The following is a 21,936-nucleotide window of genomic DNA, read 5'->3' as shown; positions in this document are numbered from 1 at the left end:
TCTGAGTGCGCTCGCGCCGCTCGGGCTCAGCCTCTTCCTGAGTGCGTTGCCAGGCCTGGTCTGATTAGGTGGAGATCTCGTGCGCCCCGCGCCCCCTTCGCGGTGTGCACCCGCGCGCCCCCGCGCGCCCGACCGATGCCCCCGTCGAGAGGACGTGATGACCGAGCCCACGAACGCACCCCTGCGCCCGCGGCACGGTCGCCCGGGCCGCCCCACGTCGATCGCCCGCCACGGGCGGCTCAAGCGCAGGCATCCGTTCGCCGCGCTCGGGAAGATCCTCGCCGGAATCGGGGTCGTCGCCTCGGTGAGCGCCTTCTCGCTCGCGAGCATGGCGGTCGGCGACGTCGTCACGTCGACGAAGCCCGCCGTGGTGCTCGTGAACCCGACCACGCACAAGGAAGTGACGCAGAAGCAGGGCATCGCAGCTCTGCAGGGGTCCTTCAATGTGCTTCTCGCCGGCTCCGACTCGGGCGACGGCAACGCCGCCTACGGCAAGCGCGGCGAGAACCTCAACGACGTGACGATGCTCATGCACGTCTCGGCCGACCACCAGCACATCACCGTCGTGAGCTTCCCGCGCGACATGCTCGTGCCGATCCCGTCCTGCCCGAACCCCGACGGCGGCAGCTACTCGGCCATGAGCTCGCAGAAGATCAACGTGTCGCTCGAATACGGCGGCCTCGCCTGCACCGTGCTGACGGTCGAGAACCTCACCGGCCTGTCTATCCCGTACGCCGCGGTCATCCAGTTCGACGGCGTCGTCGACATGTCGAACGCCGTCGGCGGAGTGCCGGTGTGTCTTTCCGGCCCGATCGACGACCCGTACACCGGCCTCAACCTGCCCGCAGGCAACAGCACGATCCAGGGCCAACAGGCGCTCGCGTTCCTGCGCACGCGGCACGGCGTCGGCGACGGCTCCGACCTCGGCCGCATCAGCAACCAGCAGGTGTTCCTGTCATCGCTCGTGCGCACCATCAAGTCGGCCGACACCCTCGGCAACCCGGTGAAGGTGTATTCGCTCGCCAAGGCCGCCGCGTCGAACATGCAGCTGTCGACCTCGCTGTCGAACGTCCAGACCCTGGCGTCGATGGCCGTGGCGCTCAAGGGCGCCGACCTCGCGAACATCGTCTTCGTGCAGTTCCCCACGAACTACGTGCAGGGCGGCGGTGCCGTCGCGCCCGACCCGGTCGGCGAGCAGGCGCTGCTCACGGCGCTGCAGCACGACGAGGCGGTGCAGGTGACCGGGACGACCGGCGTCGGCTCTGTGCAGGACCCCTCGCACGCATCCTCCTCTCCTTCCTCTTCGTCGTCGTCGACGCCCGGCTCGACGCCGACGTCGACCCCCACCTCGACACCGAGCACGACTGCGAGCAGCGGGTCGACGCAGGCATCGGGCTCGGGCGGCAGCACGGTCGCTCTGCCCGATCAGGTGCACGGGCAGTCGGCGAGCGACTACACCTGCTCGCGTCCGTTCGGGAAGTGACCCGCGATTCCCGGGTCTGCGGCCTGGGTAGACTCGACCCGGATGCGTGGCAGAGCGGCCTAATGCGGCGGTCTTGAAAACCGCTGACGAGCAATCGTCCGGGGGTTCAAATCCCTCCGCATCCGCCAGTGCGATCTGACGCGAGACGGCGCGTTCTGCCCCCCGATCAGGGGAAGCATCCGTTACCCCGTTGAAACCCACGGCATCACGGGCACCTATTGACGTGGGACATAATGACCACGGGGCGCCGCCTTCCCGGCGCAGATCTTGTGGGGTGCGAGTGAGCGAGTCGCGGCGTGGGAATGTGTTGCGGCATGCACGCGCCGCCGCGCGGCATCCTCTCGCCTTCGCAGGCAAGATCGCGGCATCCGTCGTCAGCGTCGCCCTCGTCAGCTCGCTCGGCATCGCCGCGCTCGCCTTCGCCGATGTGAACCGCAACATCCAGGACAACTCGCAGGTCCACCTGGTCCAGCAGAAGAGCGCGGGCCAGACCGCGCCGCCGGTGAAGAAGTCGATTCAGCCCGCGGCCACGGCGCTCGAGGGCGAGTTCAACGTGCTGCTCGTCGGCACCGACACCCGCACCGGCCAGGGTGCACAGTTCCAGAACAAGGCCGACCAGCAGGCGTCGAGCGGCGTCGGCAACAACGACGTGACGATGCTGCTGCATGTCAACGCGGCGCATACCGCGGCGACGGTAGTCAGCTTCCCGCGCGATCTGGTCCTCGCCATCCCGTCGTGCCCGAGTTCGAGCGGTGGCTGGTACAGCTCGATGTCGGCGCAGATGCTGAACACGGCGCTCACCTACGGCGGCTTGTCGTGCCCCGTGCTCACGATCGAGAAGCTGCTCGGCATCGACGACATCAACTACGCGGCAGAGATCAGCTTCGACGGCGTCGCGGCGATGTCCGACGCGGTCGGCGGCGTGCCGGTGTGCCTCGCGACGCCGATCAACGACCCCTATGTCGGTCTGCACCTGCCGGCGGGCACGACCTCGATCAAGGGGCAGGACGCCCTCGCGTTCCTGCGGTCGCGGCACGGCGTCGACGACGGCAGCGACCTCGCGCGCATCAGCAACCAGCAGAACTTCCTGTCGTCGCTGCTGCGCACCATCACCTCGGCCGGCACGCTCAGCAATCCGATCAAGCTCTATCAGCTGGCCGAGGCGGCGACGCAGAACATGACGCTGTCCGACACCATGGGCGACACGAAGACGCTGGTCGGCATGGCGGTCGCGCTCAAGAGCATTCCGCTGTCGCAGATCACCTTCGTGCAGTTCCCCGTGGTGAGCGACCCGACGAACACCAACCGCGTGGTCGCCGACGAATACGGGGCCTCGGTGCTCGCGAAGGCGATTCAAGACGACCAGCCGGTGGTGCTGTCGGCCTCCACCGGCCGCGGCACGGTGGTCGCGGGCTCGGGTGCGACGACACCGCCGGCCTCGCCGACGACGCCGGCGACCACGCCCACGACGCCGGCCGGCGGAACGAGCACGCCCTCGTCGGGCGACGTGACGCTGACCAAGGGCGCGACCGGCCAGACCGCCGACGAGCAGACCTGCACCAAGGGTGTGACGAGCTACCCGGGCGGGTAGCGGCTGGCAGCCCCGCCGCGTTGCGCCTGATAAGGTGTAACGGATGCCTGCCCCGGTGGGCATTGGAGACGTCGCATAGTCCGGTCGAGTGCACCACCCTGCTAAGGTGGAGTCCCCTTTTTGGGGACCGAGGGTTCAAATCCCTCCGTCTCCGCACTGTGATCTCCCCGATCTCTGCCCCTCGCGAGACGACTCGCGATGCGGGATTGGCGCCGGAATCCGGCACTTCGGGTCGTCTCACGCGCGCCGCGCACCCCGCGCGCGCCGCGCGACAATAGAACGGATGCCTCGCCCTCCCGCTTCTGAGCGACAGCGCATCGGCCGCACGCCGATGACGCTCGACGAGGCTCTGCGCATCGAGGCCCGAGCCGCCGCCGGAGCGCTCGACCTCAGCTCGCCGCACGTCGCCGAGGTCGTCGACGAGGCACACCGCGTGCACCTGCGGGCCGAGATCTGGGGCGGCAGCGGCGACGAGCGGCAGAGGATGCGCCGACTGGTCGGCATCGGCGCGGCATCCGTCTTGGTCTTCATTGGCGGCCTCGTCGCCTGCCTCGCCTTCACGCAATAGGCGGCTCGCAGCGCACAGGCCATCTCGCCGCTGACCGTGCGCGCAGAGGCCCCGCAGCCCGGTCGGAACCGGGGCGCGGGGCCTCCTTCTGCGCTGCGCGCGGCGCTCAGCCGCGAGCGCTACAGGTTGCGCTGCGCCTCGGCCTCGCTCTCCTCGAGCGAGTGCGCCGCAGCCTGCTGGTCGATCGGCTTCGCGATCGTCCACCACACGAACAGCGCGGCGACGATCAGCATGCCGATGCCGCCCCACAGGTTGATGTTGATGCCGCCGGCCTTGTCGAGCTCGGAGCTCGACGTGAAGGCGGCGCCCCAGATGATGCACACGATGCCGTAGATCGCGAACAGCACCGCGATGATCGTGCGCAGGTCGAAGAGGTAATTCAGCACTTTGTTGTCGTGACGAGGCATCCGAAAGCTCCTTGCGACCTAGACGAACATGAAGAAGATGTAGCAGGCCGCGGCGAGCACGAGCGCGCCGATGCCCAGGACCCAGACGTTGCGATACCAGACCTCGCCGACCGCCGAGACGCCCTCGGCCGTCGCGGCCTCGGTCGCGTCGACGACGCCGGTGACGAGCCCGACGAGCTCCTTATCGCTCTTCGGCGTCTGGAACAGCGACACGACGATGCCCACGATGAGCGCGAGCACCAGCGCGACACCGCCACCCAGGTAGCTCGAGCCCTGGCTCGAGATCGGGATGACGCCGGCCTGGTTGAGCACGAAGATCACGATCGCGCCCGCGGTGCCGGTCGCGAGACCGGCCCACCCCGCGTGACCGGTCGCGCGCTTCCACAGCAGGCCGAGGATGAAGACGGCGAACAGCGGCACGTTGAAGAACGAGAACAGGGTCTGGATGTAGTCCATGATGTTCCCGAAGTTGCCCGCGATGAACGCCGTGCCGATCGCGATCAGGGTGCCGATCACGGTGACCCAGCGGCCGACGTTCAGGTAGTGCCTGTCGGACTTGCCCGGGCGCAGCCAGCCCTGCCACAGGTCATAGGTGAAGACCGTGTTGAGCGACGACACGTTGGCCGCCATGCCCGCCATGAACGACGCGAGCAGCCCCGCGAGCGCGACGCCGAGGAAGCCGTTCGGCAGCAGCTGCTGCATGAGCAGCGGCACGACGTCGTTGTAGTTGACGTTCGAGGTGCCGCCCTCGTTCAGCTTCTGGATGCCGGGCACCGTCACGGCCGCGACGATGCCGGGGATGATGATCACGAGCGCGATGAGCGTCTTGGGGAACGCGGCGATGAGCGGCGTGCGACGGGCGGCCGACATGTCCTTGGCGCTGAAGGCGCGCTGCACCTCGGTGAAGTTGGTGGTCCAGTACCCGAACGAGGTCACGAAGCCGAGGCCGAGCACGACGCCGATGACGCTCCAGAACGAGTTGTGGATGCCGGTCAGCTCATGCGCCGGGAAGGCCTGCAGCATGTCGTGCCCGTGCGGCTGCTGGAACAGCTTCGCCTTGAGGCCCGACCAGCCGCCGGCCTTGTGCAGGCCGACGAGGGTGATCGGCACCATGGCGGCGACGATCACGAAGAACTGCAGCACCTCGTTGTAGATCGAGGCCGACAGACCACCGATCAGCGTGTAGATGAGCACGACGAGGCCGGCGATGACGATGGCGAGCCAGAGCGGCCAGCCGAGCAGCGCGTTCACGACGATCGCCATCGCATACAGGTTGACGCCCGCGAGCAGAACGGATGCCACGGCGAAGAGCACCGCCTGGAAGCGCTGCGTCGCCGGGTTGTACCTGCGGCGCAGGAACTCGGGCACCGAGCGCACCTTCGAGCCGTAGAAGAACGGCATCATGAACAGGCCGAGGAACACCATGGCCGGGATCGCGCCGATCCAGTAGTAGTGCACCGCCTGGATGCCGAACTCGGCGCCGTTCGCGCTCTGGCCGAGCAGCTCGGTCGCGCCGAGATTCGCGGACATGAAGGCGAGGCCCGTGACCCAGGCGGGCAGCGAGCGGCCCGAGAGCAGGAAGTCGAGGCTGCTCGAGACCGAGCGCCGGGCAATGAACCCGATGCCGAGCACGAGTGCGAAATACGTCGCGACGAGGATGTAGTCGATCACCCCCGCATGCAGTCGCAGGGGCGCGTCGGCGAGCACTGGCCCGCTCAAGACGCTGGCAGCTTCGTGGGCTCCGAGAGACGTCATCCATCCTCCTCGTCGAGGAGGTCCTCCTCGACTGGTTAGTTAACGGCAAATAACCCTAGGTCGAGATTCGCGTTGCGGCAAACAACGCCGCCGGGCTTTCGGAGACGGCCTCCGCCTGCTAGGCGGTTATTCGAGCTGGTGGAACTCGTGCGATTTCACGCGCTCGCCGACCTGTGACCAGGGGTGCGGCTGGTTCGCGAGCAGCTCGTCGTAGAGCGCGCGATCTACCTCGAAGTACTCATAGACGGCGCCGGATTCGTAGCGCACGGCGAGTACTCGACGGTCTGCGTCGTACCCGGCCGCGGTGATCGCGTCGGACTCGACCGGGCGCAGTTCGACCATGCCGCCTTCGTACCCCGCATGCCCCCTGATCGAACCCAAAGTCAAGCCCGAGGCGAATGTCGGTCGTCGTGCTCAGGATGGTGTCATGCAGCCAGTGCTGCACGAAGCATCCGCCGATGGAGGAGGAGATCATGACCCCGGCCGCAGTCGCCCACCAGGTTGCCGAGCCCGGCACCGTCGAAGGGGAAACCATCGAACTCGATGTGATTCCCGTCGATGACCATGGGTGGCGCGTCAGCGTGCACGGTGCCGATCGCGGCAATCCGTTCGCGCTTCTGGGCTTTGTGACGCAGGTGGGCGACGGGTTCGAGGTGTGCGTGATCGGCCGCCCCGGCGACGCGATCGCGGCTCGAACGCTCGACGAGGCGGTCGATGTGCTGCGCCCGGCACCCGACGAGCTCGACGACATCCTGGCGGGGGTGCGGCACTGACCGATCCGGCACTCGCGGCGCGGCGGAACCCTGGCGGGCAGGCATGCGCGCGGGCATCCGTCACTGATCACCCGGGCGCGCCCGTAAAGTTAACGGCGTGTCCAAGGTTCTGAGCTCACTTCCCGTCGGCGAGCGCGTCGGCATCGCGTTCTCCGGGGGTCTCGACACCTCCTGCGCGGTGGCCTGGATGCGCGAGAACGGGGCGATCCCGTGCACCTACACCGCCGACATCGGGCAGTACGACGAGCCCGACATCGCCGCGGTTCCGGGGCGCGCCGGCCAGTACGGCGCCGAGCTCGCGCGCCTGGTCGACGCGAAGTCGGCCCTCGTCGAGGAGGGCCTCGTGGCCCTGCAGTGCGGCGCCTTCCACATCCGCTCGGGCGGCAAGACCTACTTCAACACGACGCCCCTCGGCCGTGCGGTCACGGGCACCCTGCTCGTGCGCGCGATGAAAGAGGACGGCGTCGACATCTGGGGCGACGGCTCGACCTATAAGGGCAACGACATCGAGCGGTTCTACCGCTACGGCCTCATGGCCAACCCCGCCCTGCGCATCTACAAGCCGTGGCTCGACGCGAACTTCGTCAGCCAGCTCGGCGGCCGCACCGAGATGAGCCAGTGGCTCGTCGCGCACGGCTTCCCCTACCGCGACTCGACCGAGAAGGCGTACTCGACCGACGCCAACATCTGGGGGGCGACCCACGAGGCCAAGCGCCTCGAGGACCTCGACGCCGGGCTCGACATCGTCGAGCCGATCATGGGTGTCGCTGCCTGGCGCGACGACGTCGAGGTCGCGACCGAAGAGGTGTCCGTCCGCTTCGAGGCGGGCCGGCCGGTGGCGATCAACGGCACCGAGTACACGGATGTCGTGGCTCTGGTTCTTGAGGCGAACGCCATCGGCGGCCGCCACGGTCTCGGCGTCTCCGACCAGATCGAGAACCGCATCATCGAGGCGAAGTCGCGCGGCATCTACGAGGCGCCGGGCATGGCGCTGCTGCATATCGCCTACGAGCGCCTGCTCAACGCGATCCACAACGAAGACACGGTCGCGAACTACCACAACGAGGGCCGCCGCCTCGGGCGCCTCATGTACGAGGGCCGTTGGCTCGACCCGCAGTCGCTCATGCTGCGCGAGTCGCTGCAGCGCTGGGTCGGCTCGGCCGTCACCGGCGAGGTCACCCTGCGCCTGCGTCGCGGCGACGACTACACGATCCTCGACACGACGGGCCCTGCGCTCAGCTACCACCCCACGAAGCTCTCGATGGAGCGTGTCGGCGACGCCGCATTCGGCCCCGACGACCGCATCGGCCAGCTCACCATGCGCAACCTCGACATCGCCGACTCGCGCTCGCGGCTCGAGCAGTACGCGACGCTCGGCCTGATCGGCGGCGCCACGGCAGACCTCGTGGGTTCGCTCGAGCCGGGCCACGCCGACGAGATCCTCGGCGGCGTCGAGCCGCTCTCGGCGAGCGAGGAGCAGATGGAGCGGGCGACGGATGCCGCGTCCGAAGGCGCCGCGTTCGATACCGGAACCGACTGAGGCTCGCACCGGCCTAGACAGGCGGCCCCGCGAGGGGCAGTGTGAGCGAGGAGTGCCGCACTTCCAACGTCGAAAGGGCAGGGATCATGAGTGACGATTCCGAGATCGAGCAGACCGTCGTGACGGCTGTGATCTCACCGGAGGACATCCTTCAGGAGAGGCCCGAGTCGGTGCCAGAGGGCCACTACCTCGCGCGTCTCGCCAACAGCGGCGTCGGCGGCCCGAGCTATGTCGTGCTGCCGGTGCGCGAGGGCGGCGGTTCGGCCGATCGCATCACGATCAACGGCGGCGAGCACTACGTGCGCACCTTCGTGCAGGCCGACGAGGTCATGTACCGCGCCCGCGGCAACGAGATCGCGAGCTCCTGGCCATCGAAGGACTGACGCGGGGTCCGGCCGCACCCGCGGCCGGCTCTAGTGAGCGGCCTGCCCGAGCTCGATCAGGAACACCCCGACGATGATGAGCACCGTGCCGGCGACCATGACACGCGTGAATGCCTCTTTGAAGAACACGCGCCCCGCGACCGCCGTGAGGGCGAAGCCCGCCGCGGTCCAGATGCCGTAGCTGATGCCGAGCCCGATGCCCATGCGCAGGACCAGCGAGAACAGGGCGAACGACGCCGCATAGCCGACGACGACGCCGAGGTACCAGCGGCGCGAGGGCTCGACCGGCCCGTCAGGGCCGTCGTACGGCGTGCTCGCCATGCGCAGAGAGAGCGTCGCGCCCACCTCGCAGAGGATCGCGAGCGCCAGGACGACCCAGCTCATGATTCGCGCGCCGAGGTGTCGCCCGCTTCGGCGGTTCTGCGATCGTCGCGCTCGTCGTGCCCGCCGTGGCCGCCGCCGAGGTTGATCAGCACGACGCCCCCGATGACGACGACCATGCCGATGACCGTCATGGTCGTGAGTTGCTCGTCGAACAGCACGTCGGCGAGGGCCGCGGTGAGCGCGACCCCGACGGCTCCCCAGATGGCATAGGCCGTGCCGACGGGCATACCCGCGCGCAGCACTCGGCCGAACAACCAGAACGAGAGCAGGTAGCCGACGATGACGGCGGCGTACAGCCAGGGGTGGTCGATCGCACCTTCAAGGCTGAGAGAGCCGGCGACTTCGCAGACGATCGTTCCCGCAAGCAGTAGCCACCTCGTCACAGCGCAACGCTATCGCCGCCGGGGCGCGGCGGGTGGGCAGGCGCGTGCGCGGACTCCGCGCCGCACGCCGGGCATCCACCTAGTCTTCGGCGACCTGGCGCGTCGCCAGATGTTCCCAGTCATGCTCGAAGAGCTGCCCGAAGTAGGCGGCGACCCTCTCGCTCTCGATGATCACGCCTGCATCGCGGTTGCGCAGGGCGCCGGCGCTCGACCAGTTCTGGCTCGAGACGAGCACGGCCCGGCCGTCGACGACGATGCCCTTGTTGTGCACGTTGTTCTGCAGCTTCACGCTGCCCGCCACGTCGAGCCCGAGCGTCTGGAGCTGCTCGAGGTAGCCGACGGTCTCGTACTCGCTCATGATGATGCGCACGCCCACCCCAGCCCTCTGCCGATCGATGACGGCCTGCACCAGGTCGACGAACGCCCGGTTCGTGGCATCCGTCGTCTTGGGCAGCTCGATGTACTGGAACTGCAGGCAGAGGGTCGCCGTCGCACTCGCGATCAGCCTCTTCACGGCGTCGACGTAGCTGCCGGCATCGGGGGTGAGCACGGGCGTGATCGTCATCTGATCGGTGATCGTCTGCGCCGCGAAGAATCGCGCGAACGGGGGAGTCCGGGCTGCCGGCCGCAGCAGCTGAGGCTGCCGGAACGCGGCGGCGGACTGATTGTGCTGGGCCGCCACCTCGTAGTCGTTCTCGAGATAGGCGGCGAGCGTCGTGGTGAGCTCGGGGCTGCGCACGACGACGTGCCAGTCGCGGTCGCCGGCGCGCGCAGCATCCGCATCGGCCTTCACATTGACCGGGTCGATGTCGGGCTGGTTCGAGTTGTTCCAGTTGCCGCTCGAGACCCAGACGGCCGCCGAATCCCGCGCAGCGACCTTGATGTGGTACGCCGTCTGGAAGACGGTGGCGGTGGCCATCGGGTCCATTCCCGACAGCGCCCACGCCTGCCTCAGCTCGTCGCCGAGCGCCTTCTCGAGCGCCGCGACGGTCTGCTCATCGGTCTGGTCGGCGGTCGGGTTCCTCGACGGGTGATCGAGCGTCATGGTGACCTTCTTGCCCGCGGCGGCCTTCTCGAAGGCGGCGAGCACGTGCGCTGAGGTGAAGTCGTAGAGGCCGATCACGAGCTCGTGCTCGGTCGCAGCGAGGAACGTGCCGAGCTGCGACCACCCTGCGTCGGGCGAGGCGGCGAGGTCGACCGTGAGCTCGCCCGACACGGGCGCGAGCGGCACGCCGGCCGGCGGCGTGTACGGCAGCTGCTGCCTCGTGGCGGCTTCCGCACGCAGATCGGGCGATGGGGCGGGGGATGCCTGGCCCAGACGATCCCCGACGACGATCTCACCCTCGAACTCGGGCACCTTCCCCAGGTCGGGCGCGGTGGCGCCGGCAGCCGTGTACGCGGCCGGGTCGAGCAGGGCGGCCCGCTTCCGTGCCGACGCGACCCGCACGTCAACGGGGTGCCCACCCACCTCCGAGGGCAGGCCGTGGGGCGCTTCCGCGTCGACGGTGACGATGATCGCCGGCGTCGCTGTGACCCAGCCGTCGACGAGCTCGAAGCCGGGCCTCACACTGAGCACTTCGGGCAGTCTGAAGGCGTCGAGGCGGCGCTCGATCAGGGCGGCGAGATCACGAAGCGCGGCGGAGGAGTCGGTCACGGCGGTGACCATACCCCGCACGGGTGACATCGCGGCGTGCCGCCGCGCATCACTCCCCGACGAGGAGTCGCCGCAGCTCAGCGGCCGTGAGCGAGCCCGGCGCGCGGCGTTCCGCGGCGGCCTGGCGGGCGAGGCGCTGCAGCCCCTCGTTGATCGGCGCCGATACGCCCGACGAGCGGGCGATGCGCACGATCTCGCCGTTCAGATAGTCGGTCTCGATCGAGCCCGAGCCGCGCGCGAGCGACTGCCACGACGAGCCGCCGAGCGGGCCGTCGACGCCGGGCACGGGGCGCACGTCGAAGATGCCGCCGCGCCAGAGCTCTTCCTCGTCGTCGGTCGGGATGCCTATGCCGGCCGCGGCATATACGGCGAGGCCCTCACGGTGGGCGAGTTCGTACAGCTCGTCGGCGGCCGGGTCGGACGCCTCGCCCGAGGTGCCGACGAGCGCCTGGATCGCGTTCCCGAGGTTGCTCAGCAGCTTCCGGTGCTTCCACCCCAGCACATCGTCGACGAGGTGCACGCGGAAGGACGCGCGCTCCCAGTCCGAGCGGATGATCTCGAGCAGCTCGACCTCGGCGGCCTGGTCGCCCGGCGCCCCGTACCGCCCGATGATGAACAGCCCGCTGACCGGCGCGATGCGCACCGTGAACTCGCCCGGCGCGAGGTGCACGGCGGGCAGCCACACGCAGACCCCGTACACCCGGCGGAAGTAGCGCAGCGCGAGCCGCTCGGCCTCGACGCCGTTGAGCGCCGTCAGCACGGGCAGCAGTTCGCCGGCCGTGCCGACGACTTCGCCCGACGCATCCCGCACCGGCCGGTCGACCCACTCGAGCAGAGCCGCCTGCAAGTGGTGGGTCTTGGTGGCGAAGACGAGAACGTCATCGGTCGTGAGCTCGGCCTCCGCCGCGCTCGTGGCGACCGGCGCGTCGACGCGCACCTCGTCGTCGGGTGAGCGCAGCACGAGGCCCCTGGCCCTGATGGCCGCCGCATTCTCGCCACGGGCGACGACGAGCGGGGGAGTGCTGGTGTGCTGGGCGAGCCGCGCTGCGAGCGTTCCGCCGATGGCGCCGGTGCCGACGATGACGTATCTCATCGGTGTCACTCTATGCACCGCGCGGGGTGAACGTCGGCGCACAGTGCTAGAACTGCCGCATGCCCGAACTGCCCGAGGTGCACGCGCTCGCCGCCGATCTCGACGCGCGCCTCAGGGGCCGGGTGGTCCGCCGCCTCGACATCCTCGCGATCTACGCGCTCAAGACCTTCCAGATCTCACCCGACGCGCTCATGGGCCGCGCCATCGCAAGCGTGACCCGTCACGGCAAGTTCCTCGACATCACGATCGGCGGCTCGGGCGACGGCTCCGGCGGCGGCGAGCCGGTCCATCTCGTGCTGCACCTCGCCCGCGCAGGCTGGGTGCGGTGGCGCGACGGCGAGCCCAAGACGAGCGCACGCCGCGGCCGCAGCCCGAGGAACCCGCTCGCCGCCCGCCTCGTGCTCGAGCCGGACGGCGCCGGTCTCGACATCACCGAGGCCGGCACCAAGAAGAGCCTTCAGCTGCACCTCGTGCGCGACCCGAACGACATCGAGCGCGTGCGCACCCTGGGCCCCGAACCGCTCGCCCCCGAGTTCACGAAAGACGTCTTCGCAGGCATCCTCGCGGCTGCGGGCAGATCGCAGATCAAAGGCGTGCTGCGCGACCAGGCGACCATCGCGGGCATCGGCAACGCATACAGCGACGAGATCCTGTGGGCGGCGAAGATGTCGCCGTTCAAGGCCGCCGCGATGACGGATGCCGAGAGCGACCGCCTCTACGACGCCCTGCAGTCCACCCTGCGCGAGGCGATCGCCCGCTCAGAGGGCCTCGCGGCGAGCGAGCTCAAAGCCGAGAAGCACGAGGGGCTGCGCGTGCACGGCCGGGCAGGCGAGGCGTGCCCGGTGTGCGGCGCCACCATCCGCCAGGTGATCTTCCACGACTCGAGCCTGCAGTACTGCCCGGGCTGCCAGACGGGCGGCAAGATCCTCGCCGACCGGGTCCTCTCGCGCCTGCTGAAGTAGCGGAGCGCGCCGGGAAACGGCGCACGCGCACGATCGGCCGACGAACGCGGCGTAGCGTGAAGGGACGATGTCTACCGCCGGTTCAGCGCCCACGTCATCGTTGACGGACCCCGAATCCCGGATCGAGCTGCTCCGGCGCCCGATCGGGCGCCAGGTGCTCGCCGTCGTGGCCCTCTATGCGGTCTCGCGCGTGTTCTCGACGGTGCTGCTCGGCATCGGCATGCTGGTCGTCGTGGCGCACGGCTGGCACCTGCCCTGGCTCACCGAGACGCCGTCGTTCGAGCTGACGCCGCGCGGCTGGTCGCCGCACGTTCCGAGCTTCACCGACATCTCCGCCATGTGGGACAGCGCCCACTACGACTCGATCGTCCGCCACGGCTACCCCAGGGTGCTGCCCCGCTCGGCGGACGGCACGATCGCTCCCAACAGCTGGGCGTTCCTGCCGCTCTACCCGCTGCTCGTCGGCGCGGTGCAGTGGGCGCTCGGCACCGGGTTCGCGGGCACCGGTGTGGTGGTCTCGATCGTCTTCGGCGGCGTCGCGACGGTGATGCTCTATCTCGTGGTGCGCGACCGGGTCGGCCAGCGCAGCGGCTGGTTCGCGGCGACCCTGTTCGCGTTCGGCCCGCTCGCTTTCGTGCTGCAGCTCGCCTATGCCGAGAGCCTGTTCCTCTTCCTGTTCTTCTCGGCGCTCTATCTCATGCAGCGGCGGCAGTACGGCTGGCTGCTCGTTCCCGCCGTGCTCGCCGCGTTCGCGCGCCCCGGCGCCCTGGCGCTCACCCTCGCGCTCGCCATCGTCTTCGTCGTGCGCTGGCGGCGGCGGGCTGTGGATGCCTTCCCCGCGGCCGAGCGCGTGAGACTCGCCATCGCGGTGCTCGTGACCGGCCTCGCCGGCAGCGCGTGGCCGGCGATCGCCTGGGCGGCCACCGGCGTGCGGAACGCGTACACCGCCACCGAGCTGTCGTGGCGCGACGGATTCCTCGGCCACACCGACTTCAAGCCGTTCACCGCCTGGTTCGAGCTCGGCTGGCGCTACCTCGGGGTCGTCGGGGTGCTCATCATGGTCGCGGCGGTGGTGCTGCTTGCGCTGTGGGTCGGCAGGCGGGGCATCCGCTCGCTCGGCGTCGAGATCCTCGCGACGTGCGTGTCCTACGCTCTGTACCTGCTCGCCGTGTTCATGCCGCAGCAGAGCGTGTTCCGGGTCGCGATTCCGCTCGCGCCGCTTCTGGGCGACCGCGGCATCGTCGATCGCCCGTGGCTGCGGCGCACGCTGCTCGCCGTCGCGATCGCCGCGCAGCCCGTGTGCGTGGCGGTGCTGTGGTTCTACGCGAACCCGTGAGCCGCGGCGCTCAGACCGCCGCGCGGATCGCCGCGACGAGTTCGGCTTCGCGCCCGACCAGGTCGTCGAACCAGGCGACGGGGGCGAACGCCTCGAGCTCATCGCGCGGGTGACCGCCCGTGCCCACCGCGATCCAGGGAATGCCGGAGCCGACCGCGCAGGCGCCGTCGTTCACCGTGTCGCCGACGATGACGGCGCGCGGATGCCGCGCCCGAGCGGCCTTCGCCATCTCGACGCGGTCCGCCCACTCCCGGCCGAAATACGCAGCATCCCAGTCGAAGAGACTGACGTCGAGGCCCGCCGACTCGAGCTTCATGCGCGAGACGGGGCGGCCGTTGCCGGTCAGCACCGAGTTGACGAGGCCTGCCTCGGCGACAGCGGCGATCGCCTCGGCCGCGCCGGGAATCGCCACGCGCGGCACCTCGAGGAAGTGATCGACGTAGAGCCGATCGATGGCGGCCTCGAGCGTGGCGAGGTCGTCGGGCACCGGCATCCCCGCATTCTCGAACAGGCGCCCCCACACCATGCGCTCGGTCGCCCCCGCGCCGAAGCCGGGCCGCTCGAGATCGACGCCGAGCACCTCGCGGATCGCGCGCATCTGCATGCGCGAGCCCTCGCCGCGCGTCTCGTGCACGAGCGTGCCGTCGATGTCCCAGAGGACGACGGGCCTGTTCGCCGGCGTGCGCGCGTCGTGGGGGCGATCGGGTGCGGGGTCGGATGCCTGATCGGGGAAGCTCACACGACCAGCTTTTCACCCGGCGGCATCCGGGTCGTCTCGCCGGCCTCGCCCGTCCTCGATTTGGGCGGCGCGGTGTGCCCCTGTTATCCTTTTCAGGTTGCGTTCGCGCCTGTAGCTCAATGGATAGAGCATCTGACTACGGATCAGAAGGTTGGGGGTTCGAGTCCCTCCAGGCGCACCCAACGCACAAGGCTCGAACCTTGGCCCACAGAATCAATGGCCGGGGTTCGGGCCTTGTCCGCGTCCGCGGCCCAGGTGAGCGCGTCGGCGTTGACGGTGGGATCGAGCAGCATCTCGAAGGGGCGGGCGTTCTCGACGCGCAGCTCGTCGTCCTCATCGACGTAGACCTTGGTGAAGAACGCCTGGTTGCACAGGCGTCGGTTGGCGTCGTCGCAGCGAGCGTAGATGTCGGCGCAGTTCCCGAGCAGGTTCAGCGCGTCGTCCAGGTGGGCGCGGGCGTCGGTGTATTCGCCGTGGTGCGCGTCAAGGCGACGGGTCACCTGGTCGAGTTCGCCGAGGATGCGGTCTTGCTCTCGTTTGAGGACGGCGAGCGGGATCGCGTCGGCGTAGTGGGCCTGCATGAGCCGGTCCTGCTCGTGCTCCAGCCGGTCACGGTTGGCGGTGAGCTGGGCGAGCTCATCCGCTTCGGCCGACATGAGCCGGTCGAACTCATGGTGCAGCTCAGCCACACTCTGAACTGGCTGCTGGACTACGTCAAGGCGAACGGGCCGAAGTACCTGATCCAGGTCATCGAGGGCGTCAGGACAGGGAAACTCGTGACCTACACAAACTCGGGTGACTCGCTCAATGCGATCAACCACAACCACCACTTCCTGGTCGATCCCGATCAAGCGTTCTCAATGTGGGCCTCCATCGACTCGATCATGAGATATGTGATGAAGCCATGACGGCGAGCGACATCGGTGTCTCCACGCGCCGCCCGCGAATCTCACCGCTCCGGTACCCCGGCGGCAAATCAGCGTTGTACTCGCGCCTTCGCAAGATGATCCGGGACATGGACCTAGCAGGCTGCACCTACGTCGAGCCCTACGCGGGCGGCGTCGGAGGGCTAGACCAAACTGGCAACTACAAGATCGACGCCCGCTTCAACCGGGACGGCCTCGCTGAACGTATCCGCATACTGTCGCTCTATGCGGAAAACATCGTCCCGACCTCGCGCGATGGCATCGACGTCATTTCTGAGTACGCCCCAAAGGACGATGTCTTCATTTACGCCGACCCGCCCTACTTTGAGAAGGCCGGGTCGTTGTACCTCAACGCCTTCTCTGCAACCGACCACGAAGACCTTGCGAGAGTCCTCGACTCCGTCGCAGATAGACCATGGGTTCTTACCTACGACAACGCTCCACAGGTAGCGGAGCTCTACGCGGCACGCCGCCGTCGAGAGTTCGAGCTCCACTACTCGGCGCATCGTGTCGGCAAGGCCACTGAGGTCGCCGTGCTCTCTGAGTCCGTTCCAGAGATTGGACAAGGCTGGCCGCTCACGCCGACAACGTAGACGCAGCCCGCTCCGACGCGACGAAGGATCGCCACCGCAGAGGGAGGCGCGAGAACTACGCCTCCTCGCGCTCCGGCGGCTGGATCATCAGCAGGTTTGAGATGCCGCCTTGATTCACGCAGTCCTCGGCGAGGCCGTGAACGTGCCAGTAGTAGTCGAGCGCCGGCTCGATGGCGTTCACGGTTGTCTCAACCGGCGTGTAGCGGTGCAGCGGGACTGAGACACCGTCGTAGGTGAAGCCCATGTTGTCCTTCGTCAGAATTGTCAACGGCTGCTCGCCGGTCCACTCGATCCCAAGACGCACGTCGTACTCGTCGTTGTTGGTCGCCTCCGCCGTGGTCCTCACGAGCGCCATCAGGTCGGCGATGGCGCACTCAATCGCGGCAGACTCCACCTGCCAGCCCTCGAAGTACCCGTCGCTGCTCATGCGATGCCCGCCGACAGCCGCGGCAATCGTGACCGAGCCGTCATGATGAATGCTCATCCAGGCTTCTCTCCAGACCGAGCGTTCACCGATCGCCGTGTTCACAGCGACCCAGCGCCGCAATCCCGGACGCGGGTTGTCACGGTCGACGTTCTCGAGCGGGTGGATGCCTCCGCGTCCGGCATAGGTCAGTGCCAGCCCCACGGTCTTCGTCAGCACCGCTCGCGTTTCCTCGCGAGTCAGCCTGTCACGGAGGCGAGGGATGCGAGGGTGGGCAACCGCGATCAGCCAGGCGCGCTTGTCGGAGTCTCTGCCTGTTGCAGCCTCGCCGTACAGGGAATCCAACGCCTCAGTCGCGTGTCGGCGCTCGTCGAACCGAGCCCGGTACATCGCCTCGATCTGCCGTTCCCTCATCCACACGGTGTCTGAGTCGTTTCGCACTGGCGCCGCGAAGTAGTCGTTCTTGTAGATCAAGTGCGGCCCGTCGATGCTCCCGGGCACCTCCACCACGACGGCCCGGTTCCCCTCGGCTCCGAGACTATGCACGTTGAGCCCGAAGACAGGCGGTGAGATGGCGGTGATCGCCGCGCTCCGCAAGGAACGCTCGTATGCCTCGTCCAGCTCACCTGCGTCGACTCGTTCGACCGCCGCCTTCTGCGACTCGCGCACACCGAACACGATGATGCCTCCACCGCTGTTTGCCATCGCGGCAACGTCTTTCGGGAAGTCTGTCTGCGGCAGCCCTTTCGCCGGCGGCAGCTCCGCCTTCCAATCCAGATCGTTCGCCTCTACGACGCCCGCGGTCACCGCCGCATCGAGCAGGTCATCGGTCAACGGTGACGGTGCGAGGCCGAGCGCTCGGTGTAGAGCTGTGAACGTCATGGCCCCCAGCGTAGGGAGGATCGCCGACACGACCTGCGGAGAACTTCGCTCCCTCTCTTCCTCCTGTCCCCGGTCAGTCGTACAGTGGAAGGCGAGGCAGGTTTCCTTCTCTGCGGGTCCCTCGGGACAGGGCCCTTCGGGGCGATCATCCACGTACTGCCTCCTCGACGGAGAACTACGTGTTGATGAGAGGCCCGACCATGCTTCGCCTACTCTGGGCGATGAGCGTCCGCACCCGCTACTTCCTGCGGCGCTACATGCCCACCAACATCCTGCTCGACCTGATCCGCACCCGCCGCGGCCTGAAATGGGGGATCCCCGCGATGCTCCTGGCCGCGCCCTACCTGCTCGCCGCGAGCATCTGCACCAACCTCCTCGCAGACGGCGGCCCCGGCTGGCTCAGCCTGCTCGTGCTCCTGCTCATCTGGAACGCGCTCAAGTTCATCGTCATGGGGCCGGTCAGCCTCGCGCTGCTGGTCCGCGTTCGCATCCAGGAGGCCGTCGCCCGCTGCCGAGCCCGACGTCAGGACGACGCGATGGAGTCTGTCGCCTATACGGAAGCGAGCGTGGCCTGATGCGCGCCGCGATCGACACCCGCACCGTGGTCCCCAACCGCGCAGCGCACGAGCGGCAGCGGGAAGCCTGCGAGCGGCCGGGGAAAGTTCTCAAACTCTCCACGAAGGTTTACAACGGCTCTGAGCGAACGAGCGCGACGACTCGGTGAGGCTACGAGATCGCGTCGTCGGAGCGGTTCCGCCTCACGGTGTCGGCGACTTCGGGGATCAAGCCGAAGTCGGTGAGGAGCTGGCCGATCTGGGTGTGGTCGAGGCGCTTAATGATGCGATTGCCGACGAACTTCGGGCCGGGCAGTTCCACTTCGTTGCCGTCTCGGAGGCGTGCGGTGGCCTTGAGCAGGAAGCGGAGGTCGTAGGTGGAGTTGAACACCTCGGGGATTCCGCGGTCGATGCCGAGCAGCTGGTAGGCGGCTTCCATGCCGGTGCGCACGGAGTACTCGGTGGTGAAGATGGTGTCGCGGGTCGTCTCGGCGAACTGTCCGATGAACGCGAAGTTCACGGCTCCCTCGGGCACGACGTCGGGACGGTCGCCGGCTTTGCGGGGCATGAAGAACGAGGTGACGTAGGGCATCATGACGGGCACCGTCTTGGCACCGTCGGCAGCCAGCCTCGGGATGTCCGAGGCGGGCACGCCCATGTGGTACAGCCACTCCTGGGTGATCTCCTCGCCGGTCGACTCCTGCATCGTCTTGCCCGTGTAGTCGCCGGGGACATCGACGAACAGTCCGTACACCCAGACGACGATCTCGTCATCCGCCTGCGCCTTGAAGTGCGGCTGCCGGTTCACGGTCCAGCTCATCAGCCAGGCGGAGTCCTTCGCGGTGACGATGCCGCCGGTGACGACCTTGCCTGCGAACGGGTCGCGCTTGGCGATCTTCTCGATGTAGGAGGGGATCTCGGGGCCGACGGTGGTGACGGTCGCGGACTCCCACTTGGTCTTGGGGATGTCGCCGGCGAACACGTCGGGACGCCCGAAGGAGGGATGCTTGGCTGCGATCCGTCGCCACAGGTCCCAGGCCGGCGCCGGGCCTTCGTCGAGCTTCGCGGCGCGGTGGTGGTTGCCGTCGTCGGAGTTCTCGGTGAGCGAGCCGATCGTCGCGAGGACGAGGTCGTCCGCACCGAGGTCGACGCCGCCTTCGACTCCGTCCTTGATCCAGTGGATGCGGGTGGCCTGCTTGCGGTCGCCGTCGAAGGCGAAGTCGATGTCGGTGACCTCGGTGGAGAACTCGAACCTCACGCCCTGGTCGAGCAGCCACTTGTACATCGGGAGCACGAGCGACTCGTACTGGTTGTACTTGGTGAACTTCAGCGCCGACAGGTCGGGCAGGCCGCCGATGTGGTGCACGAAGCGGTGGAGGTAGAGCTTCATCTCCAGGGCGGAGTGCCAGTTCTCGAACGCGAACATGGTGCGCCAGTACAGCCAGAACTTGCTGTCGAGGAAGTCTTCCCCGAACACCTCGTCGATGCGCTTGTCCTCCATCTCCTCGCGGGAGGCGAGGAAGACCTTGACCATGTCCTTCTGTGCCTTGTCGGTCAGCCCGAACTCGTTGTTCGTGACGAACTCCTCGCCCTGGTTGTGCGTGACGCGGTTGAGGGAGTAGTTGGGGTCGTCCTTGTTGAGCCAGTAGAACTCGTCGAGCACCGACCCGTCGACCTCGAGCGACGGGATGGTGCGGAAGAGGTCCCACAGGCACTCCATGTGGTCCTCCATCTCCCTGCCGCCGCGGATGACGAAGCCCTTCTCGGGCTTGCGAATGCCGTCGAGCGCCCCGCCTGGCAGGTCGAGCCGTTCCAGGATCGTGATCCTGTTCCCGGGGAGCTGTCCGTCGCGGATCATGAACACCGCCGACGCCATCGAGGTCAGACCCGCCCCGACGAACCAGGCGGTTTTTTTCTCGACGTCTTCGGGCTTGCGGGGGCGGGCGAAGGCCTCGTAGTTGCCGCTGCTGTAGTACATGTCACTCTCCCGTGTTCGTGTAGTCGTAGAAGCCGTGGCCGGTCGCGATGCCGAGCTTGCCCTGGTCGATGTAGGTCGCCTTCAGCCACTCCGCGAGGGGCTTCGCCTCCGGTCCCGCGTTGGAGAGGATGTTGTACGGAGTGGTGAGACCGATGATGTCGGTGATCTGGAGGGGGCCGAGCGGGGCTCCGGTGGCGATCCGCCACACGTTGTCGATGTCCTTTGGCTCGGCATAACCGCCGGCCGCGAGTGCGTAGCTCGCGTTGAGGAAGGGCACCAGGAGGGAGTTGAGGACGTAGCCGGCCTTCTCCTTGTGGATTGGGATCGGCACCATGCCGATCTCTCCGGCGAAGGCGACGATCTCGTCGAAGACGGCCGGGTCCGTGTCGGCGGTCCCCATCACCTCGGCGGTGTTGTATTTCCACACCTGGTTGGCGAAGTGGAGCGCGAGGAACTTCTCCGGACGTCCGGTGAAGTCCTTGAGATCGCTGGGCAGCAGCGTCGACGAGTTCGTCGCGAAGATCGTCTTCTCGGGCGCGACCTTCCCGAGCTTCTCGTAGGTCTCCTGCTTGAGCGAGAGGATCTCCGGGATCGCCTCGATGACGAGGTCAGCGTCCTTCACCGCGTCGGCCAGGTCGGCACTGTAGCGGACGCGATCCAGCGCTGCGACAGCTTTGCCTTCGGCATCGCCCGCGACACCGTCCACCCGGTAGGTGTCGGCGAGGCCGGCGAAACGCTGCCGCGCCTTCTCCAACACCTCGTCGCTGATGTCGTAGGCCGTCACCGCGAAACCGCTGTAGGCGGTCTGGAAGGCGATCTGGGAGCCCAGCACTCCCGTCCCTAGAACCGTCACATGAGTGATATCAGTCATCGTTGGTTGCCCTTCTGTTGTTGGTTGGCACCAGCCTGCGTCTTCGACGACGCCGGCCCGGCGAGAATGAGGTGGACCTGATCGTGCAGGTCTTGGCGGGCATCGCGCCCTGGATGTGCCTGGGTCGATGAGCGCGCGATGCCCAGGTGCAGGACCGCGAACACGGAGGCTGCGGTCAGTCGCGCGGAGTCGGCATCCATCTCGGGGGCGGCAGCGAGCAGTCGTGTCGCGATCGTGTCCTCCATTTCGGCGACGATCGCGAGTCCCTCGGCACGGTATCGCTCGGATGCGGGGCCGAAGAGCAGCTCTCGCTGATACGCAGCACTGTTCTCCGGCGACGCCATCGACGCGTCGAAAACCGCCATGACAATCGATTGGACCGCGTCCACGGCGTCCATCGGTCTCGCCGCGGAGCCGACGCCTTCAGCGATGGCCTCACGGAACATACGGTTATAGATCATGAGAAGCAGTTCGCTCTTGGACGCCGCGTATCGAAACACGGTGCCCGCTGCAACTCCGGCGCGGTCGGCCACTTCCTGCGTCGTCGCGGCCGCGAAGCCGCGCTCTGCGAACAGCTCAGCCGCCGCGGCGAAGATTCGCTCGTGCTTGAGCTGCATGTTCCTTTCGCGACGGCCCAGGACCTGCGGCGCCGTCATG

Annotated in this window: 24 protein-coding genes and 3 tRNA genes; 14 read left to right on the top strand and 13 right to left on the bottom strand. The window is 68.0% G+C overall.

Going from position 1 to position 21,936, the window contains the following annotated elements:
• Window positions 1–157 precede the first annotated feature (157 nt).
• From ABD716_RS00890 to ABD716_RS00870, 5 genes are all read left to right on the top strand, one after another.
• On the top strand, window positions 158–1,483 hold the full coding sequence (locus tag ABD716_RS00890; RefSeq protein ID WP_344772818.1) for an LCP family protein: 1,326 nt from the start codon (window positions 158–160) through the stop codon (window positions 1,481–1,483).
• Between the two features lie 40 nt (window positions 1,484–1,523).
• A tRNA-Ser gene (locus ABD716_RS00885) sits at window positions 1,524–1,611 on the top strand.
• 176 nt (window positions 1,612–1,787) lie between these two features.
• Complete coding sequence (locus ABD716_RS00880) at window positions 1,788–3,074, top strand: LCP family protein (protein WP_344772816.1); 1,287 nt, start codon at window positions 1,788–1,790, stop codon at window positions 3,072–3,074.
• Between the two features lie 64 nt (window positions 3,075–3,138).
• Window positions 3,139–3,228 (top strand) — tRNA-Ser (locus tag ABD716_RS00875).
• 129 nt (window positions 3,229–3,357) lie between these two features.
• Window positions 3,358–3,642 carry a hypothetical protein gene (locus tag ABD716_RS00870; protein ID WP_344772814.1) on the top strand — a complete coding sequence of 95 codons (285 nt, stop codon included), beginning with the start codon at window positions 3,358–3,360 and terminating at the stop codon, window positions 3,640–3,642.
• Window positions 3,643–3,761: 119 nt separating this feature from the next.
• Here ABD716_RS00870 and ABD716_RS00865 read toward each other — a convergent pair whose 3' ends face one another.
• The 3 genes from ABD716_RS00865 to ABD716_RS00855 all read right to left on the bottom strand — a co-directional run bounded on the left by ABD716_RS00865 (window position 3,762) and on the right by ABD716_RS00855 (window position 6,146).
• Window positions 3,762–4,049: a hypothetical protein gene (locus ABD716_RS00865; RefSeq protein ID WP_344772812.1), complete on the bottom strand. Its 288-nt coding sequence runs from the start codon at window positions 4,047–4,049 to the stop codon at window positions 3,762–3,764.
• A gap of 18 nt (window positions 4,050–4,067) precedes the next feature.
• Complete coding sequence (locus ABD716_RS00860) at window positions 4,068–5,804, bottom strand: sodium:solute symporter family protein (protein WP_344772810.1); 1,737 nt, start codon at window positions 5,802–5,804, stop codon at window positions 4,068–4,070.
• Between the two features lie 126 nt (window positions 5,805–5,930).
• On the bottom strand, window positions 5,931–6,146 hold the full coding sequence (locus ABD716_RS00855; RefSeq protein ID WP_344772808.1) for a KTSC domain-containing protein: 216 nt from the start codon (window positions 6,144–6,146) through the stop codon (window positions 5,931–5,933).
• Window positions 6,147–6,262: 116 nt separating this feature from the next.
• Between ABD716_RS00855 and ABD716_RS00850 the strand changes: the two genes are divergently transcribed.
• From ABD716_RS00850 to ABD716_RS00840, 3 genes are all read left to right on the top strand, one after another.
• Complete coding sequence (locus ABD716_RS00850) at window positions 6,263–6,577, top strand: hypothetical protein (RefSeq protein WP_344772806.1); 315 nt, start codon at window positions 6,263–6,265, stop codon at window positions 6,575–6,577.
• 97 nt (window positions 6,578–6,674) lie between these two features.
• On the top strand, window positions 6,675–8,117 hold the full coding sequence (gene argG / locus ABD716_RS00845; RefSeq protein WP_344772804.1) for an argininosuccinate synthase: 1,443 nt from the start codon (window positions 6,675–6,677) through the stop codon (window positions 8,115–8,117).
• An 86-nt stretch (window positions 8,118–8,203) separates the two neighbouring features.
• Window positions 8,204–8,500, top strand: coding sequence for a hypothetical protein (locus tag ABD716_RS00840; protein ID WP_344772802.1), 297 nt, complete (start codon window positions 8,204–8,206; stop codon window positions 8,498–8,500).
• Between the two features lie 30 nt (window positions 8,501–8,530).
• On the opposite strand, the gene ABD716_RS00835 is transcribed toward ABD716_RS00840, so the two are convergent.
• The 4 genes from ABD716_RS00835 to ABD716_RS00820 form a co-directional block, all read right to left on the bottom strand.
• A complete protein-coding gene (locus tag ABD716_RS00835; RefSeq protein WP_344772800.1) occupies window positions 8,531–8,884 on the bottom strand; it encodes a DMT family transporter in 354 nt (117 codons plus the stop codon).
• A complete protein-coding gene (locus ABD716_RS00830) occupies window positions 8,881–9,267 on the bottom strand; it encodes a DMT family transporter (RefSeq protein ID WP_344772798.1) in 387 nt (128 codons plus the stop codon). The genes ABD716_RS00835 and ABD716_RS00830 overlap by 4 nt, the downstream gene beginning before the upstream one ends.
• Window positions 9,268–9,346: 79 nt before the next feature.
• Complete coding sequence (locus ABD716_RS00825; protein WP_344772796.1) at window positions 9,347–10,921, bottom strand: phospholipase D-like domain-containing protein; 1,575 nt, start codon at window positions 10,919–10,921, stop codon at window positions 9,347–9,349.
• Between the two features lie 49 nt (window positions 10,922–10,970).
• Window positions 10,971–12,014, bottom strand: a complete 1,044-nt coding sequence (locus ABD716_RS00820) for a ketopantoate reductase family protein (RefSeq protein WP_344772792.1) — start codon at window positions 12,012–12,014, stop codon at window positions 10,971–10,973.
• Between the two features lie 59 nt (window positions 12,015–12,073).
• On the opposite strand from ABD716_RS00820, the gene ABD716_RS00815 reads away from it, so the two are divergent.
• Both ABD716_RS00815 and ABD716_RS00810 read left to right on the top strand, forming a co-directional pair.
• On the top strand, window positions 12,074–12,976 hold the full coding sequence (locus tag ABD716_RS00815) for a DNA-formamidopyrimidine glycosylase family protein (RefSeq protein WP_344772790.1): 903 nt from the start codon (window positions 12,074–12,076) through the stop codon (window positions 12,974–12,976).
• A gap of 67 nt (window positions 12,977–13,043) precedes the next feature.
• Window positions 13,044–14,312 carry a hypothetical protein gene (locus ABD716_RS00810; RefSeq protein ID WP_344772788.1) on the top strand — a complete coding sequence of 423 codons (1,269 nt, stop codon included), beginning with the start codon at window positions 13,044–13,046 and terminating at the stop codon, window positions 14,310–14,312.
• A gap of 10 nt (window positions 14,313–14,322) precedes the next feature.
• Here the strand turns inward: ABD716_RS00810 and ABD716_RS00805 are convergent, their stop codons facing one another.
• The gene (locus tag ABD716_RS00805; RefSeq protein WP_344772786.1) at window positions 14,323–15,051 is read right to left on the bottom strand and encodes an HAD family hydrolase; all 729 of its coding nucleotides are present in this window, start codon (window positions 15,049–15,051) and stop codon (window positions 14,323–14,325) included.
• Window positions 15,052–15,156: 105 nt separating this feature from the next.
• On the opposite strand from ABD716_RS00805, the gene ABD716_RS00800 reads away from it, so the two are divergent.
• Window positions 15,157–15,229: transfer RNA gene (locus tag ABD716_RS00800), tRNA-Arg, on the top strand.
• Here the strand turns inward: ABD716_RS00800 and ABD716_RS00795 are convergent.
• Window positions 15,195–15,740 (bottom strand): hypothetical protein, encoded by a 546-nt coding sequence (locus tag ABD716_RS00795; protein WP_344772784.1) that lies wholly within the window; start codon window positions 15,738–15,740, stop codon window positions 15,195–15,197. The two genes, ABD716_RS00800 and ABD716_RS00795, sit on opposite strands and share 35 nt — an antisense overlap.
• Here ABD716_RS00795 and ABD716_RS00790 point away from each other — a divergent pair.
• Window positions 15,723–15,959, top strand: a complete 237-nt coding sequence (locus ABD716_RS00790) for a hypothetical protein (RefSeq protein ID WP_344772782.1) — start codon at window positions 15,723–15,725, stop codon at window positions 15,957–15,959. The genes ABD716_RS00795 and ABD716_RS00790 overlap by 18 nt on opposite strands.
• Window positions 15,956–16,570, top strand: coding sequence for a DNA adenine methylase (locus ABD716_RS00785; protein ID WP_344772780.1), 615 nt, complete (start codon window positions 15,956–15,958; stop codon window positions 16,568–16,570). The genes ABD716_RS00790 and ABD716_RS00785 overlap by 4 nt, the downstream gene beginning before the upstream one ends.
• 55 nt (window positions 16,571–16,625) lie before the next feature.
• On the opposite strand, the gene ABD716_RS00780 is transcribed toward ABD716_RS00785, so the two are convergent.
• Window positions 16,626–17,876, bottom strand: a complete 1,251-nt coding sequence (locus tag ABD716_RS00780; protein ID WP_344772778.1) for an AlbA family DNA-binding domain-containing protein — start codon at window positions 17,874–17,876, stop codon at window positions 16,626–16,628.
• A gap of 200 nt (window positions 17,877–18,076) precedes the next feature.
• On the opposite strand from ABD716_RS00780, the gene ABD716_RS00775 reads away from it, so the two are divergent.
• Window positions 18,077–18,451 carry a sulfate permease gene (locus ABD716_RS00775; RefSeq protein WP_344772776.1) on the top strand — a complete coding sequence of 125 codons (375 nt, stop codon included), beginning with the start codon at window positions 18,077–18,079 and terminating at the stop codon, window positions 18,449–18,451.
• A 151-nt stretch (window positions 18,452–18,602) separates the two neighbouring features.
• Here ABD716_RS00775 and ABD716_RS00770 read toward each other — a convergent pair whose 3' ends face one another.
• Genes ABD716_RS00770 through ABD716_RS00760 form a run of 3 tightly spaced genes read right to left on the bottom strand, consistent with a single transcriptional unit; the run spans window position 18,603 to window position 21,935 of the window.
• Entirely contained in the window at window positions 18,603–20,408 is a 1,806-nt protein-coding gene (locus ABD716_RS00770; protein WP_344772774.1) for an oleate hydratase, read from the bottom strand.
• 1 nt (window position 20,409) lies between these two features.
• A complete protein-coding gene (locus ABD716_RS00765; protein WP_338857828.1) occupies window positions 20,410–21,279 on the bottom strand; it encodes a 3-hydroxyacyl-CoA dehydrogenase in 870 nt (289 codons plus the stop codon).
• Window positions 21,276–21,935 carry a TetR/AcrR family transcriptional regulator gene (locus tag ABD716_RS00760; protein ID WP_065629397.1) on the bottom strand — a complete coding sequence of 220 codons (660 nt, stop codon included), beginning with the start codon at window positions 21,933–21,935 and terminating at the stop codon, window positions 21,276–21,278. The genes ABD716_RS00765 and ABD716_RS00760 overlap by 4 nt, the downstream gene beginning before the upstream one ends.
• Window position 21,936: the final 1 nt, after the last annotated feature.

The organism is Gryllotalpicola kribbensis, assembly GCF_039538245.1.
GTDB lineage: Bacteria > Actinomycetota > Actinomycetes > Actinomycetales > Microbacteriaceae > Gryllotalpicola > Gryllotalpicola kribbensis.
This window is presented reverse-complemented; position numbering and strand designations above follow the sequence as displayed.